Below are 15,110 nucleotides of genomic sequence, written 5' to 3' on the forward strand. Positions count from 1 at the left end.
GGTCAGAGTTGGGTGAGCGAGGCGAGCAGGGCGAGCGCGGGGATGGTGCCCTGCGTCGCGGCGGCTTTGACCATGCGACGGTCGGTGGCGAGCAGGACGAGGGCGGCCGCGACCATCGATCCGCACCCCATCACGATCAGCGCCCAGCCCGCGGCCTCGACCGAGCGGACGAGCAGGGCGCCGACGAATGCCCCGACGGCCAGGAAGAGATTGTAGAAGCCCTGGTTGAAGGCCCACGGGCGGACGGCGGCGAGGTCGGTGTCCGCCACCCCGAAGATTCCGCGATGCACCTGGGGGATGCCGAATCGCAGCGTCTCCAGGGTGAAGATGTAGACGTGGAGGACGGCGGCGAGAATCGCCAGGATCTGCACGATCGCGAGCAAGGGAACTCCTCTGGTGAACACGGCGGATTCGGTGCTGGGAGAACGGTAGCGCCGTGTCGGTCCGCCGTGGCGCGCCGCGCCGTTTTCGACAGTGGCGCGCCGCGCCGTTTTCGACTACCGCCGAGCCTCGTCGGCGAGGTAATCGCGCGCGACCAGCGCCAGGCAGGCCGCCGCCGCGAGCACCCCCGCGGCGAACATCACCGGGTAGCCGAGCCCCGCGGACCGGTGCAGCCGGGCCAGCAGAGCGGGGATCCCGAATCCGAGGTAGGACACGGAGTAGAACACCGCGGTCAGCCCGGCGAGATCGTCCGGGCGCGCGATCCGTTCGATCTCCTGGAGACCGGCGACCATGCCTTGTACATCACCAGCAGCGGCGTGAATTCGTTACCGCCCCAGGCGATCGCGAACATCGAGGCCGCGACGGCCCGCCGGTGCCGGTCGACGTCGCGACGGCGGGGGAGCGTAGGTCGGTGAGCGTCGCCATCACAGGCCCGAGAGGGATAGTCGGTGCACCGTGGACAGGTGCGCGACGAGCGCGGTGGCGAAACCGTCCGCGTCGCCCGCCTCGATCAGGTCCGCGAGTCCCGCGTGCTGGTCGATGATCGCCGCCATATCGGTGGCGCCCCGGTGCAGCGCGAGACTGTTCATCCGGCGCTGCCGTTCTCGCAGTGAGTCGTAGAACCCGGCCAGCAGCGGATTGTCGGCGGCGACCACGTAGGTGCGGTGGAAGTCGGTGTCCTCCAGCGCGAATCGTTCACGGTCGCCGGACTCGGCGTCGGCTCGCTGCCGGTCCAGTGAGGCGCGCAGGGTCGCGATCAGCGCGGTTCGGTCGCGTACGGCCACCGCACGCACCGCCGCCACCTCGACGACGTAGCGCGCGTGCGCGACATGTTCGGCTTCCGCGACCGGGATCGGCACGACGAGCGCCCCGCGCTTCGGGTAGAGCCGCATCCAGCCTTCGGTCTCCAGCCGCAGGAAGGCCTCCCGCACCGGTGTGCGTGACATGCCGAGATCGCTCGCGACCTCACCCTCGCTGATCAGCTGACCGCCCGGCAGGACGCCGGTCAGGATCCGCTCCTTGACCTCGCGATAGGCGTGATCGGCTGATGAGTACGTCTTGGACACAAGTTGCATTCCAGGTTCCGTCCGCCGGACGACCCGCCTGGGGTGCGACATAAATACATCGCTGACAACTTGATCGTGCACAATGTTTCTGGAACGATCATCGACATGAGCATCCCGGTGACATCGGACCGAACATCGCCTTCCCGCTCGGTCGGGGTGATTCGCGTGATCGCCCGCCTGGGGCTGGGCGCGAGTCTCACCTTCGCCGGAATCAGCCATCTCAGCTTCTCCCGTCAGGAATTTCGCGCTCAGGTGCCCGCGTGGGTTCCGGTCGACGAGGATCTGGTGGTACTCGCTTCGGGTGTCGTCGAGATCCTGCTCGGCCTGGCCCTGCTCTTCGCCGTCCGCCGGTGGCGGCCGATCGTCGGTGTCGTCGTCGCCGTGTTCTTCGTCGCGGTCTTTCCCGGCAATATCGGCCAGTGGCGCGAGCACGTGGACGCCTTCGGTCTCGACACCGACGGCAAACGGTTCACCCGGTTGTTCTTCCAGCCCGTCCTGATCGCCATCGCGCTGTGGTCGACCGGCGGCTGGTCCTGGTTACGTGACCGATTCGGGCGATAGCGGCCCGGGTCACCGGGGGACGGGCTCGTGCCAGTTGTAGGTGAGTTCGGCCGCCCGCGACCACTGCCGGTATTCGTGCTCGCGCCGATCGGCCGCCGCCGTGGGTTGCCAGCGCGCCGCGGTGTGGCGATTGCGACGCAGGCCCGTCATATCGGGCCACAACCCCACCGTGAGTCCGGCGGCGTAGGCGGCACCGCGCGACACGGTCTCGGAGAAGAGCGGACGTTCCACCGGAATGCCGAGTGCGTCCGAGATCTGTTGCATGAGCAGGTGATTGGAGGTCATGCCGCCGTCGACGCGGAGTTCGGCGAGCGCGTGACCGGAATCGGCGTTCATCGCGTCGACGACCTCCCTGGTCTGCCAGGCGGTCGCCTCCAGGACGGCCCGCGCCAGATGCCCCCTGGTGATGTAGGAGGTGAGTCCCGCGATGACGCCGCGCGCCTCCGCCCGCCACCGTGGCGCGAACAGGCCCGAGAACGCGGGAACCACGTAGCAGCCGCCGTTGTCGGCGACGGTGGCGGCGAGGGTCTCGATTTCCGGGGCGGCGTCGATCAGGCCGAGACGGTCACGCAGCCACTGCACCAGGGTTCCGGTGGCGACCATGGAACCCTCCAGCGCGTACCTCGCCGGTTCGTCACCGATCCGGAAGCCGACGGTCGTCAGCAGACCGTGGGTCGAATACACCGGTTCGGTTCCGGTATTGGCCAGCAGGAAACTGCCGGTGCCGTAGGTGCATTTCGCCTCGCCCGCCTCGAAACAGGTCTGCCCGAACAGGGCGGCCTGCTGATCTCCGAGAGCGGCCGCGATCGCGATACCCTTCGGCGCTATCGCGGTATGCCCGTATATCTCGGCGTTGGAACGGATTTCGGGAAGCATCGCCCGTGGCACGCCGAAGAAGGTGAGCAGAGGGTCGTCCCAGTCCAGGGTGCGCAGATTCATCAGCATGGTGCGTCCGGCATTGGTGACGTCGGTGACGTGCACGCCGCCGTCCGGGCCACCGGTCAGATTCCAGATCAGCCAGCTGTCCATGGTGCCGAACAGGATGTGGCCGCGTTCGGCTCGTTCCCGTAGACGTTCGTCCCGGTCGAGGATCCAGCGAATCCTGGGGGCGGCGAAATAGCCGAGCAGCGGCAGCCCCGACCGCCGGGTCACCTCGGCGGCCCCGGCCGAACCCGCCAGCCGGGTGACCAGGTCCTCGGTGCGGGTGTCCTGCCACACGATGGCGTTACCCACCGGGACGCCGGTGCGGCGGTCCCACAGCACCGTCGTCTCCCGCTGGTTGGCGATCCCGATCGCGACCACCTGCGCCGGGGTGATCCCGGCCGCGCCGATCACCCGCCCGATCGACGCCTCGACCTGCCTGCGGATCTCGGTGGCGTCGTGTTCGACCCGTCCCGCGGCCGGATACAGCTGCCGGTGTTCGCGCTGGACGATCGAAACCTGTTGTCCGGTGGCGTCGTAGAGGATCGCGCGGCTGGAGGTGGTGCCCTGGTCGATCGCCATGACGAAGCGTCCCGTGCTCGCGGCGGCCGACATCATCGGGCCCCGGGCCGCGAGGCGGTCAGATCACGCGAAATCCCCGCGGCGGCGACGACGACCAGTTCGATCAGACCCGGTCGCGGCACGGTCCCGCGTTCGGTGATCCGGTCGATCGTCCCGACCAGTCCGATCGCCCCGACCACCCGCCCGCCCGCGTCCCGGATCGGCGCGGCCACCGAGGCCCGCTCGGAGGAGAACTCGCCGATATCGGTGGCGTGGCCACGTCCTCGCACTCCCGCCACCTCGGCGGACAGCGCACGTGGCGCGACGAGGGTGCGACGGGTGAACGCGGGCAGCGTCGCGCCGGCACCGCTTTCGGTGAGGCCGGGGGTGTACGCCAGCAGTACCTTGCCCAGGGCGGTGGCGTGCAGCGGCAGCTCGGCGCCGATGCGCAGGGTCTGCGCCGTGTCGTCCGGGCGGAAGACGTGGTGCGCGATCCGCACATTCGTTTCGTGCAGCGCCCCGATACGGACCGATTCCGCCGAACGCGCGGCGAGCGCGTCGGCCCGGTTCATCGAGTAGGACCGCAGCACATTGGTATCCAAGGGTCGGGAAGCGAGCCCGAGGGCGACAGCGCCGACCCGATACTTCCCCGACCCCGCTTCCTGCTCGATATACCCGACCCGCACCAGGGTGCGGAGCAGGCCGTGCGCGGTGGTCTTCGGTAGATCCAGCGCGGCCGCCAATTCGCCGACACCGATGCCGAACGGGGCCTCGGCCACCACGTTCATGATCGCGGCGGCCCGTTCGATGGATTGGATCGGCCCGGGCACGGTGTCCACTGTAGCGGGCGGAATGCCGATGCCGTTCGACATTGTCGAACGGCATCGCTTGCCCGTGCGGGGCGGAGTGCCTACTTTCGGGTACGACTCGCTCGGCGGGAACGCTCACACTCCGCCGTCGAGCGGAAACTCCTGCCGAAACGACCAGAAAGACGAATGCGCGCACCATGATTCGAGCCGGAAAGAATTTCGCCGCGGCCGACCGGTCGCCGTTCACTCCCGTTGCCCTCGGTCCGGAGCAGCGACAGCACGCCCTCGACACCATGGCGAGCACCGAACTCGACGTTCTGGTGATAGGCGCCGGTGTCGTCGGCGCGGGCACGGCGCTCGACGCCGTCACCCGTGGACTCACCGTCGGACTCGTCGAAGCCAGGGATTACGCCGCCGGCACCTCGAGTCGGTCGTCGAAACTGATCCACGGCGGACTGCGCTACCTGAAACAACTGGACTTCCGACTGGTATTCGAAGCCTTGCGGGAACGATCGCTGATACTCGGCACCCTCGCTCCGCACCTGGCGAAACCGGTGGAATTCGTCTACCCGCTGGAACGGCGGGGCCTTGATCGCGCCTGGGTCGGCACCGGCGTCGGCGTCTACGACCTCCTCGGCGCGGGACGCGGCGTGCCGGGCCACCACCGCCACCTCGGCAAACGCGCGACACTGGCCCGCTTCCCCGGAGCCAAACGCGGCGCGGTGCACGGCGGAGTGAGTTTCTACGAGGGCCAACTCGACGACGCCCGCCACACCATGATGTTGTCGCGCACCGCCGCCTCGCACGGCGCGCTCGTCGCCTCGAGCGCGCGGGTGGTCGATTTCCTCCGGGAGGACGGCCGCGTCGTCGGCGCGCTCGTCCACGATCTCGAATCCGGGCGATACCTGCGGGTGCGCGCCGCCCGCACCATCAACGCGGCGGGCCCGTGGACCGACGAACTCCAGGACGTGCTCGGCACGCCCGGCGACTTCCGGGTCCGCACCTCCAAGGGGGTGCATATCGTGGTACCGCGCGACCGCATCGATTCCGAGACCGGCCTGATCACCGAAACCGAGAAGAGCCTGCTGTTCGTCATCCCGTGCCCGTGGAGCGATCAGCACTGGGTCATCGGCACCACCGACACCGACTGGGAACACGGCCCGGCACATCCGGCGGCCACCAGCGCGGATATCGATTACATTCTGGCGCAGGTGAATCAGCTGCTCGAGACCCCGATCAGCCGCGACGACATCGTCGGCGTCTACGCCGGACTGCGTCCGCTGCTCGCGGGCACCGCCGCGCAGACCACCGCGCTCTCACGCGAACACGCTGTCGTGTCACCGGCCCCGGGGCTGGTCGTCGTGGCGGGCGGCAAATACACCACCTACCGGGTAATGGCCGCCGACGCCGTCGACCTGGCCGTCGCGGATCTGCCCGGTCGCGTGGGACCTTCGCGCACCGCCCGGGTGCCGCTCGTCGGCGCGCACGGCTATCACGAACTGACACTCTCGATTCCCCGACTGGCCGCCGAACTCGGCGTCGACATCACCACCGCCGAACATCTGCTCGGCCGCTACGGCAGCGCCGTCACCGAAATCCGCGATATCGTCGGCGCACATCCGGAACTGAGTGCACCACTGGGCAATTCGCGCTACCTGGCGGCCGAGATCGTCTACGCGGTCACCCACGAGGGCGCACTCCATCTCGACGACATCCTCACCCGCCGCACCCGCCTGTCGATCGAGACGGGAACACGCGGCGCCGACTCGGCCGCCGAGGTCGCCCACCTCGTCGCCTCACACCTGGGCTGGGACGACGCGAGGATCGCCCGCGAGATCGCCACCTACCTGGCCCGCGTCGACGCCGAACTGCGCGCCAACACCCGCCCCGACGACGAATCCGCCGACGCGATCCGCGCCGCAGCCCCCGATTCCCGAGGCCCGTTCGAATCCCTCGCCGACGACCGGATTCCGGTGTAGCGGACCCTGTTCGGCTCGGGTGCGACCTGCGGCATCGACGCGCTCATTCCCGGTAGTCGATGCCGTGCGGACGTCCGGCCTGACCTGATGCGCGGAAATCGACTGCCGGATCATGGACGGTTCGATCGTCAGAACGCGTTCGGACGTATGTGCTCGAAGATCAGGATCGTCTCCGTCGACGCCACCGCGGCCCGCTTGTTCAGCTCGGCCAGCACGAAATTGCGCAGTTCGTCGGTGTCGGAGGTCGCGACCTGGATGAGGAAATCGTCGGCGCCCGCGATGAGGTAGACGTCGAGCACTTCCGGGAGCGCGGCGAGTTCGCGGCCGAATTCGGCGAGGTGAGCGCGTGAATTCCCGTGCAACCGAACGGCGATCATGGCTTGCAGGCCACGGCCCATCGCGGCCGGATCGATATCGGCGTGGATACCGCGGATGACGCCGCGCTCGACCAGCGCGCGCACCCGGCCCAGGCAGGTCGACGGCGCGATACCCGCGGCGGCGGCGAGGGCGTTGTTGGTCATCCGGCCGTCGCGCGCGAGTTGGTCGAGCAGAACCCGGTCGATATCGTCGAGGGGTGCGGCGCCGCGTCGGGCCGGGGTAGCGGGGCGTTCGATCACCGAAGGACGACGGGGGCTTCGGTGGCCCTCGGACGCGGGCACCGCGCCGGTTGTGAGCACCCGCATACCGTACCGAATACCGCGCGAGCGATCCTCCGGCATACGGGTGACCTCGTCGTCGGATCCGGCGCCGCCCAAAGGTGCTGTGCCGTGCCGCGGACGAAGTTGCGTCGTTGCGCCCGTTCGCCTTTGCCGTGTCGTGGCGGTGCGTGTTCGCGGCGCGGCGCGTCGAACCGGGATACCGCGGTCCGGCCCTCGGATCAGGCGCGCTCGCCCGTCGCTATCCCCGCGGCATCCGCGGCGGCGGTGAAGACCTCCTCCAGCATCGCCGGGGTCAATCGTCCGGTGAAGGTGTTCTGCTGGCTCACGTGATAGGAGCCGAACAGGTGCAGCGGCGCGCGATCGGCGTCGGCCGGTGCGAGCAGGACCCGCGCACCGTGCCCGAACGCGGGCCGGGGGCGCGGCACGATCCACCTCGCGTCCGCGAGTACGGGCATCAGCGCCCGCCACCCCCACCCGCCGAGGACGACGATCGAGCGGACCGTCGGCGCGAGCAACTCCAGTTCGGTGCGCAGCCAGTGGCGGCACCGGTCACGCTCGTCCGGGGTCGGCTTGTTGTCGGGTGGCGCGCAGTGCACCGGCGCGGTGACGCGGGCGCCGAGCAGGCGGAGACCGTCGTCGCGGTGCACGGCGGTCGGCTGGTTGGTCAGGCCGACCGCGTGCATGGCGGCGAAGAGCATGTCGCCGCTGCGGTCACCGGTGAACATGCGTCCGGTGCGGTTGCCGCCGTGCGCGGCGGGTGCGAGGCCGACCACGAGCAAGCGCGCGTCGTCGGGTCCGTAGCTGGGCACGGGCCGTCCCCAGTAGGTCTCGTCGCGGAACGCGGCGCGTTTGTCGCGCGCGACCTGTTCGCGCCATGCCACCAGGCGCGGGCACGCGCGGCAGTCGGCGACGGCGGCGTCGAGGGCGGCCATGGTCGGGTACATCGGCTGTTCAGCTCCACTCCGACGGTCGGATCGTCACCCCGGTGCCCGGCATCATCTCTGCAGCGTAGGCGTCCGCGCGGGTCACGACTCGGCGCGGGCGTATCGAAGCTGTCACGGTCGAGAGCTACTGGGCCGGCGATGGAACCGACCGGTTGCGACTGAATGTCGGACGGCGGTAGTTTGCGGTGGTGGCCGCACCGCAGGGGCGGGGCCATGTCGCGAATCAGTGCAACCGAGTAGTCCGTGGGTGCCGAAGTCTCCGAATATTCGGCCCCCTCCGTGATCCGGGCGCCGATCCGGTGCCGCCGACGCAGCGAGGTGGACATGACCGACCCGTGGCCCCGTTCGATGAATTCCTTCGACGATATCTTCCAGCGCTTCTTCGGACCGGGTTCGACGGCCGAGCCACCGGTGCAGCGGATCGATACGGAACGCTCACGCTGAGCCCGGCCGCCAAACTCGCCCTGCGCGCCGCCCAGCGCAGCGCCGCCGAGGCGGGCAGCAGCTATATCGGCCCCGAGCACATCCTGCTCGGCGTCGCGTCCTCGCCGGACAGCCCGGCGGCGCAGGTGCTGCTGTCGGGCGGCAGGAAGCAGGCCGCGGCGGGCCGCGTGCAGAGCCAGACCCCGACCCTGGACGAATACGGGCGCGACCTCACCGCCGACGCGCGGGCCGGAAAGGTCGACCCGGTGGTCGGCCGGGCCGAGGAGATCGAGCAGACGGTGGAGATCCTGTCGCGGCGGCGCAAGAACAATCCGGTGCTGATCGGTGATCCCGGCGTCGGGAAGACCGCGATCGTGGAAGGGCTCGCCCAGCGCATCGTCAACGGCGACGTGCCGGGCACCCTGGCCGATCGCCGGGTGGTCGCCCTCGATATCGGTTCGCTGGTGGCGGGCAGCAAATACCGGGGCGAATTCGAGGAACGGCTCACCAAGGTCCTCGACGAGGTGCGCGCGCATTCCGACGAACTCATCGTCTTCATCGACGAACTGCACACCATCGTCGGCGCGGGCAGCGGCTCCGAGGGGTCGATGGACGCGGGGAATATGCTCAAACCGGCCTTGGCCCGCGGCGAACTGCACGTGGTCGGCGCGACGACCATCGACGAGTACCGCAAGCACATCGAGAAGGACGCCGCGCTGGAACGCCGCTTCCAGCCCGTGCTGGTGAAGGAGCCCTCGGTACTGGACACGGTGGAGATCCTGCGCGGACTCGTCGACGTCTACGAGGAACATCACCAGGTGCGTTTCACCGACGAGGCGCTGGTCGCCGCCGCCGAACTGTCGGATCGCTACATCGCCGACCGCTTCATGCCGGACAAGGCCATCGATCTGATGGATCAGGCCGGCGCGCGGGTCCGGTTGCGGATCAGGACCCCCGATCCGGACCTGCGCTCGGCGGAGGAGGAACTGGCACGGCTGCACCGGGAGAAGGACGCCGCGGTGGCGGCCGAGGACTACGAGAAGGCCAACGCGCTGAAGACCGAGATCGCCGACGCGGAAGGGGCACTCGCCGACGTCGGCGCGGGGGAGATGCCGGAGGTGACGGTCACCGATATCGCCGAGGTGGTGTCACGCCACACCGGCATACCGGTCGCGGATCTCACCGTCGAGGAACGTCAGCGCCTGCTCGGACTCGAGGACGCGCTGCACAAACGCGTGGTCGGGCAGGACGAGGCGATCGTCGCGGTCGCCGAGGCGGTGCGGCGCGCGCGGGCCGGGATGAAGGATCCGAACCGCCCGATCGGCTCGTTCCTGTTCCTCGGACCCACCGGTGTCGGCAAGACCGAGCTCGCGAAGGCGCTGGCCGAGGCCGTCTTCGGCGACGAGGACCGGCTGATCCGATTCGATATGAGCGAATTCCAGGAGAAGCACACCGTGTCGCGTCTGGTGGGCGCGCCTCCCGGATATATCGGCTACGACGATGCCGCCCAGCTCACCGACGCGGTGCGCCGCAGGCCGTATTCGGTGATCCTGTTCGACGAGATCGAGAAGGCGCACCCGGATGTGTTCAATGTGCTGCTGCAACTGCTCGATGACGGACGGGTCACCGATTCTCGAGGTCGCACAGTCGATTTCAAGAATACGATCGTCATACTGACCAGCAATATCGGTTCCGATCTCATCCTGTCCGCGTCCGATCCCGGCGCGATCGAAGAGCAGTTGACCCAGCGTCTGCGCACGCGGTTCCGCCCCGAATTCCTGAACCGGATCGACGACACCATCATCTTCCATCGCCTCGATCAGGAGCAGATCCACCACATCGTCGATCTGGTGCTCGACGGCACCCGACGGCTGCTGCACGCCCAGGACATCGAACTCGACGTCACCGAACCCGCCGTGGACTGGCTGGCCGAGCACGGCTACCAGCCGGAATTCGGCGCGCGCCCACTTCGGCGTACCGTGCAGAAGGAGTTGGACAACAAATTGTCGAGGCTGTTGCTCGACGGCGCGCTGTCCTCCGGTGACACCGTCCACGTCGACGCCGACGACACCGGCCTGGAACTCGCCGCCGTGCACGGTGGCGGCGGGCACCCGGTCGAGAAGTCGGTCTAGACCGCCCGGTGTGTCGGTCGGATGACGCGGATGGGTCGTGCGCCGGCATCGCGATGCCATCGTGGAGCAACCGGCGGGCGCTACGGAAATCGCTCGGGGAGTTGTGCATTGGGTAGAACAAGCGGTGCCGTTCGCGACGAGGCGAACGGCGGGCGGAGTTGAATCCGCGCGAGGATCTGCTGCGCCGTCTGCTGGAAGCGCTGCACGATCTTCCCGATGACGAACGGCTCGTGCCGATGTCACGGGCCCATCAGCGGCACCCGTCGGACACCACCTACGGCGACCGTACCGCCCTGGCCGACCTGTTCTCCGACCGCGTCGAACGCTACGGCGGACAGGTGTATCACCTGATCGAGCCCGATATCCCGAATATGGTGTGCGATATCCTCGCGACGCACGGGGTGAAATCGGTGGTGGCGCCGCAGGGGCTGCCCGAATACTGGCTGTCACGGTGGTCGTCCGCGACCGGACACCGCGTCATCGATGACAGCCCGTTCCTGCCCCAGGAGGAACTGTCCGGCGCCGACGCGGTCGTCACCACCTGCGCCGCGGCGGTGGCCGACGCGGGGATCATCGTCCTCGACGGCAGTGCGGGGCAGGGGCGGCGCGCACCGACCCTCGCGCCCGAATGTCACGTGTGTGTGGTCCGGGTCGAGCAGATCGGCGCGACCCTGCCCGAGGTGATCGACCGGCTCGACCATCGCCGCCCGATCACCTGGTTCGGCGGGCCCGCCGCCACCGCCGATCCGCGGTCCGGGGAGGTGGGCGTCCTCACCGCGCCGAGAAAACTCATCGTGCTGATCATCGACCCGGCGGTCTGAACCGCTCGGGGAACCGGACCGGCGCAGGCCGTCTCGATGACGACGGGACGCGCATGTGACGTCCTTGGTCCTGTTCGCCGGTGACTTTCGGCCCTGATCGCGACGACGCCCGTCCTGATGCCATGGTGGCCGGTCGTCGCGGCCGAATCCCCGAACGTCACAGAGAGGCGGGATATCCGTTGGCACGAGATCTGACCCAGCGTGAGATTCTCAGCGAGTTGGAGCCGGTCGCCGAGACCTGCGTTGACCGGCATCTGGCGCTGGCCAAGGACTGGCAACCGCACGACTACGTGCCGTGGGACGCGGGGCGGAATTTCGCGCTGCTCGGCGGAACGGACTGGGAGCCGGAACAATCCGCGCTCGGTGAGGTCGCCAAGGCCGCCATGGTGACCAATCTGCTCACCGAGGACAATCTGCCCTCCTATCACCGGGAGATCTCGCGGAATTTCTCCAGGGACGGGGCGTGGGGCACCTGGGTCGGGCGCTGGACCGCCGAGGAGATGCGCCACAGCATCGTCATCCGCGACTACCTGGTGGTGACCCGGGGCGTCGACCCGGTGGCGCTGGAACGGGCCAGGATGGCGCATATGACCGACGGATTCGCCTCGGGCGCCACCGACGTCGAGGTCGACAGCGGCGCCGGATTCCTGCATTCGGTCGCCTACGTCTCGTTCCAGGAACTGGCGACGCGGGTCGCGCACCGCAATACCGGCCGCGTCTGCGAGGACCCGATCGCCGACCGCATGTTGCAGCGCATCGCCGCCGACGAGAACCTGCACATGATCTTCTACCGCACCGTGTGCGGCGCGGCACTCGACCTCGCGCCGGATCAGGCCGTCGAGGCGATCGACCGGGTCGTCCAGAATTTCCGGATGCCGGGGGCAGGCATGCCCGATTTCCGTCGCCACGGTGTGCTGATGGCCAAACACGGCGTGTACGACCTGCGCCAGCATCTGGAAGAGGTGTTGTGGCCGGTGCTCAGGCAGTGGAATATCTTCGAGCGCGGCGATTTCGGAGCGCGCGGCGAACGGGTGCGCGACGGGCTCGCCGCCTATCTCGACCATCTCGAGCGGGTCGCCGTGCCCCGTTTCGAGGAGCAGCGCGATCGTGCCCTGGCGCGGGAACGGGCCCGCGCCTGACTCCGCTCACTCCAGCGGCGTGACGCCGAGCAGCACCGTGACGACCTGACGCAGGCGATCGACATCGCCGCGGATGCCTGCCGCGCGATCGTTGTAGAGGAACGCCTCGCCGAGCCGGACCAGCGAGTAGGCGAGCAGGGACGGCTCCAGCGACGGCTGGTAGCCGTCCTCGGTCATCGCCCTGCCGATCAAATCCTCTATCGCGGCAACGATCTTCGGCTGCACCGGACCGTCGCTCGCGGTGAGGATGCGCAGGCCGGACATGGGTTCGTGTTCGAAGTACCGCCGGAACGGTTCGTTATCCGATTCCCACCGGACGAGGCGGCCGTAGACTTCGAGCACTCGTGCCGCGCCGCGGGTGCGCCGTTTGACGTCGGCTCGGTCGAGCATGCGCTGGTGTTCGTCGACCAGCATGGCGCCGAGCAGTCCGTCGCGGGAACCGAACCAGCGATAGATGGAGGCGCGACTGAGTCCGAGTTCGGCCGCGATGGCTTGGACGTCCACCCGTTCGCCCGCGAGGAACGAACGGCGGGTCAGGTCGAGGACCTGCTCCCGCGTGGCGGAGGCCGGCCGTCCGGGAGAACGTGTGGACGGATGCCGCTGGGAGGTGCTCACCGCGAGAATAGTACAGCTGAATTGCTGTGTATCGAACCTACGTGCGGGTAGTTTTCCGGTCCGACACCCACCGGCCAGTTAGAGACGCCCAAATGAAGATGTATTTTATGAAGTGTCGTCTCGACCCCCTTCGACCCCAGGAGTCTCCATGAGTGACACCCGAACCGCCATCGTCACCGGCGCCGCGCGCGGAATCGGCGCGGCCACCGCCCGCAAACTCGCCGAGGACGGATTCGCCGTCGCGATCCTCGATCTTGCGGAGGCGGCGGGTAAACCCGTCGTCGCCGATATCGAAGCGGCCGGCGGCCGGGCGCTCGCGGTCGGCGTCGACGTTTCCGACGAGGCGTCGGTCGACGCGGCGGTCCAGCGCGTCGCCGACGAACTCGGCGCACCGACCGTACTGGTGAACAATGCGGGCATCACCAGGGACAACCTGCTGTTCAAGATGAGCGTCGCCGACTGGGACGCGGTGATGGGCGTGCACCTGCGCGGTTCCTTCCTGATGACGCGGGCGACGCAGAAATACATGACCGAGGCCAAATGGGGCCGCGTGGTCAACCTGTCGAGCACCTCGGCGCTCGGCAATCGCGGTCAGGTCAACTACTCCGCGGCCAAGGCGGGCCTGCAGGGCTTCACCAAGACGCTGGCGATCGAACTGGGCAAATTCGGCGTGACGGCCAACGCCATCGCGCCCGGTTTCATCGAGACCGATATGACCCACGCGACCGCCGAACGACTCGGTGTGACCTTCGAGCAGTTCCGTGACGGTCTGGTGCAGCAGATCCCGGTGGCCCGCATCGGCCAGCCGTCCGATATCGCCAACGCCGTCTCCTACCTCGTCAGCGAGGGCGCCGGATTCGTTTCCGGACAGGTCCTCTATGTCGCCGGTGGACCGACCGACTGATACAGGGGAACCAGACACAATGCGTACGTTCAACGGAATCGCCGAACTCGAGTCGGCGATCGACACCCATGTCGGCTACAGCGAATGGCACACCGTCACGCAGAAGCAGATCGATCTGTTCGCCGAGGCGACCGGTGACCACCAGTGGATCCACGTGGATCCGGAGCGGGCCGCGAGCGGTCCGTTCGGCACCACCATCGCGCACGGCTATCTGACGTTGTCGCTGCTTCCGATGCTGGTCTCCCAGGTCTATCGGGTCGACGGGCTGAAGATGGCGGTCAACTACGGCTCCAACAAGGTGCGGTTCGTCTCCGTGGTGCCGGTCGGTAGCCGGGTGCGCGCGAGCGTGGAACTGGTCGGCCTGACCACCACACCGGCAGGCACCCAGTTGGCGGCCAGGGTCACCGTCGAGATCGAGGGCGGCGCCAAGCCCGCCTGCGTGGCCGAGACGCTGTCGGTGCTGGTGGGCTGAGTTTCCGGCGCGGACTCACCGCGCGACCCGTGGTCCGCACCCGCCCCGAACCGATACGATCGGGGCGGGGATGTCCTATCCCCGGACAGGGCTTGCTGGACGATTCGCGTGCGATCGACTGCCGGTAGCGCGCGGACCACGGCGTGCGCCGCGCGGAAACGGGCGGCGCGGAACGAGGACCGCATGAGGGACCACCGCACGAGGGGCCACCGCACCGACCGAGCCGGGATCGACTACCGATCGCCGGTCCTTCGTGCCTCGGTCACCGGTGTCGCGGCCCTCGCCTGCGTCCTCGGCGGATTGCTCCAGCCGCCGCACGCCGCCGCCACCGTGACCAGGATCGGGGTACTTCCCGATATCAACTACGGGCCGCTCACCAATTACGGCACCGGCTGCTCCTACACGATCGAGGCCGTCCTCACCGACGCCGTCACCCCGGTCTCGCTCTACGACAACGGAATTCCGCTCGCCACCATCGCACCGACCGGCGGCGTCGCGCTCGCGACCTGGATTCCCACCTCGCGCGGCCCGCACACCCTCACCGCCGTGCAGGCGCCGCAGGACGGTCAGGTTCCCGGCGTGAGCGTCTACGTCGGGGTCGGCATGCCCATCGGCACCTCCTGCCTGGTCGTGTGATTCGCGTGCGACGCCGCGACCGATGA

At 68.6% G+C, this 15,110-nt stretch carries 15 protein-coding genes and 1 pseudogene; 8 read left to right on the forward strand and 8 right to left on the reverse strand.

The annotated features are described in order from the left end of the window. Positions 1 to 2 precede the first annotated feature (2 nt). The 3 genes and pseudogenes from OG225_RS08895 to OG225_RS08905 all read right to left on the reverse strand — a co-directional run bounded on the left by OG225_RS08895 (position 3) and on the right by OG225_RS08905 (position 1,508). The gene (locus OG225_RS08895) at positions 3 to 383 is read right to left on the reverse strand and encodes a DUF1304 domain-containing protein (RefSeq protein ID WP_405181235.1); all 381 of its coding nucleotides are present in this window, start codon (positions 381 to 383) and stop codon (positions 3 to 5) included. A gap of 114 nt (positions 384 to 497) precedes the next feature. Next, a pseudogene (locus OG225_RS08900) lies at positions 498 to 734 on the reverse strand (MFS transporter); the annotation flags it as partial. A gap of 132 nt (positions 735 to 866) precedes the next feature. Then, positions 867 to 1,508 (reverse strand): GntR family transcriptional regulator, encoded by a 642-nt coding sequence (locus OG225_RS08905; RefSeq protein ID WP_405183220.1) that lies wholly within the window; start codon positions 1,506 to 1,508, stop codon positions 867 to 869. Positions 1,509 to 1,613: 105 nt separating this feature from the next. Between OG225_RS08905 and OG225_RS08910 the strand changes: the two genes are divergently transcribed. Beyond that, positions 1,614 to 2,069 (forward strand): hypothetical protein, encoded by a 456-nt coding sequence (locus tag OG225_RS08910; protein ID WP_405181236.1) that lies wholly within the window; start codon positions 1,614 to 1,616, stop codon positions 2,067 to 2,069. Positions 2,070 to 2,078: 9 nt separating this feature from the next. On the opposite strand, the gene glpK is transcribed toward OG225_RS08910, so the two are convergent. Together glpK and OG225_RS08920 are read right to left on the reverse strand one after the other, a co-directional pair. Next, positions 2,079 to 3,572: a glycerol kinase GlpK gene (gene glpK / locus OG225_RS08915; protein ID WP_405181237.1), complete on the reverse strand. Its 1,494-nt coding sequence runs from the start codon at positions 3,570 to 3,572 to the stop codon at positions 2,079 to 2,081. A gap of 32 nt (positions 3,573 to 3,604) precedes the next feature. Continuing rightward, positions 3,605 to 4,381: an IclR family transcriptional regulator gene (locus tag OG225_RS08920; RefSeq protein ID WP_405181238.1), complete on the reverse strand. Its 777-nt coding sequence runs from the start codon at positions 4,379 to 4,381 to the stop codon at positions 3,605 to 3,607. 176 nt (positions 4,382 to 4,557) lie between these two features. On the opposite strand from OG225_RS08920, the gene OG225_RS08925 reads away from it, so the two are divergent. Continuing rightward, complete coding sequence (locus OG225_RS08925) at positions 4,558 to 6,339, forward strand: FAD-dependent oxidoreductase (RefSeq protein WP_405181239.1); 1,782 nt, start codon at positions 4,558 to 4,560, stop codon at positions 6,337 to 6,339. A gap of 128 nt (positions 6,340 to 6,467) precedes the next feature. Here OG225_RS08925 and OG225_RS08930 read toward each other — a convergent pair whose 3' ends face one another. After that, complete coding sequence (locus tag OG225_RS08930) at positions 6,468 to 7,022, reverse strand: Lrp/AsnC family transcriptional regulator (RefSeq protein WP_405181240.1); 555 nt, start codon at positions 7,020 to 7,022, stop codon at positions 6,468 to 6,470. 194 nt (positions 7,023 to 7,216) lie between these two features. Next, entirely contained in the window at positions 7,217 to 7,942 is a 726-nt protein-coding gene (locus OG225_RS08935; RefSeq protein WP_405181241.1) for a uracil-DNA glycosylase, read from the reverse strand. Between the two features lie 335 nt (positions 7,943 to 8,277). On the opposite strand from OG225_RS08935, the gene OG225_RS08940 reads away from it, so the two are divergent. The 3 genes from OG225_RS08940 to OG225_RS08950 all read left to right on the forward strand — a co-directional run bounded on the left by OG225_RS08940 (position 8,278) and on the right by OG225_RS08950 (position 12,457). Continuing rightward, positions 8,278 to 10,497 (forward strand): ATP-dependent Clp protease ATP-binding subunit, encoded by a 2,220-nt coding sequence (locus OG225_RS08940; protein WP_405181242.1) that lies wholly within the window; start codon positions 8,278 to 8,280, stop codon positions 10,495 to 10,497. A 158-nt stretch (positions 10,498 to 10,655) separates the two neighbouring features. Then, positions 10,656 to 11,318, forward strand: coding sequence for a lactate utilization protein C (locus OG225_RS08945; protein ID WP_405181243.1), 663 nt, complete (start codon positions 10,656 to 10,658; stop codon positions 11,316 to 11,318). Positions 11,319 to 11,497: 179 nt separating this feature from the next. Further along, positions 11,498 to 12,457 (forward strand): acyl-ACP desaturase, encoded by a 960-nt coding sequence (locus OG225_RS08950; protein ID WP_405181244.1) that lies wholly within the window; start codon positions 11,498 to 11,500, stop codon positions 12,455 to 12,457. A gap of 6 nt (positions 12,458 to 12,463) precedes the next feature. Here the strand turns inward: OG225_RS08950 and OG225_RS08955 are convergent, their stop codons facing one another. Further along, a complete protein-coding gene (locus OG225_RS08955) occupies positions 12,464 to 13,072 on the reverse strand; it encodes a QsdR family transcriptional regulator (RefSeq protein ID WP_405181245.1) in 609 nt (202 codons plus the stop codon). Between the two features lie 148 nt (positions 13,073 to 13,220). Here OG225_RS08955 and fabG point away from each other — a divergent pair, with 148 nt between their 5' ends. From fabG to OG225_RS08970, 3 genes are all read left to right on the forward strand, one after another. Next, positions 13,221 to 13,976 (forward strand): 3-oxoacyl-ACP reductase FabG, encoded by a 756-nt coding sequence (fabG, locus tag OG225_RS08960; RefSeq protein ID WP_405181246.1) that lies wholly within the window; start codon positions 13,221 to 13,223, stop codon positions 13,974 to 13,976. A 19-nt stretch (positions 13,977 to 13,995) separates the two neighbouring features. Further along, complete coding sequence (locus tag OG225_RS08965) at positions 13,996 to 14,448, forward strand: MaoC family dehydratase (protein WP_405181247.1); 453 nt, start codon at positions 13,996 to 13,998, stop codon at positions 14,446 to 14,448. 183 nt (positions 14,449 to 14,631) lie between these two features. Continuing rightward, positions 14,632 to 15,084 carry a hypothetical protein gene (locus tag OG225_RS08970; protein ID WP_405181248.1) on the forward strand — a complete coding sequence of 151 codons (453 nt, stop codon included), beginning with the start codon at positions 14,632 to 14,634 and terminating at the stop codon, positions 15,082 to 15,084. Positions 15,085 to 15,110: the final 26 nt, after the last annotated feature.

Origin of the sequence: Nocardia sp. NBC_01377 (assembly GCF_045040005.1) — a bacterium.
Lineage (GTDB): Bacteria > Actinomycetota > Actinomycetes > Mycobacteriales > Mycobacteriaceae > Nocardia > Nocardia noduli.

Coding starts and splice junctions, on each gene's coding strand:
- OG225_RS08910 (WP_405181236.1), top strand. CDS start 1,614: ATGAGCATCCCGGTGACATCGGACCGAACATCGCCTTCCCGCTCGGTC.
- glpK (WP_405181237.1), bottom strand. CDS start 3,572: ATGGCGATCGACCAGGGCACCACCTCCAGCCGCGCGATCCTCTACGAC.
- OG225_RS08925 (WP_405181239.1), top strand. CDS start 4,558: ATGATTCGAGCCGGAAAGAATTTCGCCGCGGCCGACCGGTCGCCGTTC.
- OG225_RS08930 (WP_405181240.1), bottom strand. CDS start 7,022: ATGCGGGTGCTCACAACCGGCGCGGTGCCCGCGTCCGAGGGCCACCGA.
- OG225_RS08935 (WP_405181241.1), bottom strand. CDS start 7,942: ATGTACCCGACCATGGCCGCCCTCGACGCCGCCGTCGCCGACTGCCGC.
- fabG (WP_405181246.1), top strand. CDS start 13,221: ATGAGTGACACCCGAACCGCCATCGTCACCGGCGCCGCGCGCGGAATC.
- OG225_RS08965 (WP_405181247.1), top strand. CDS start 13,996: ATGCGTACGTTCAACGGAATCGCCGAACTCGAGTCGGCGATCGACACC.
- OG225_RS08970 (WP_405181248.1), top strand. CDS start 14,632: ATGAGGGACCACCGCACGAGGGGCCACCGCACCGACCGAGCCGGGATC.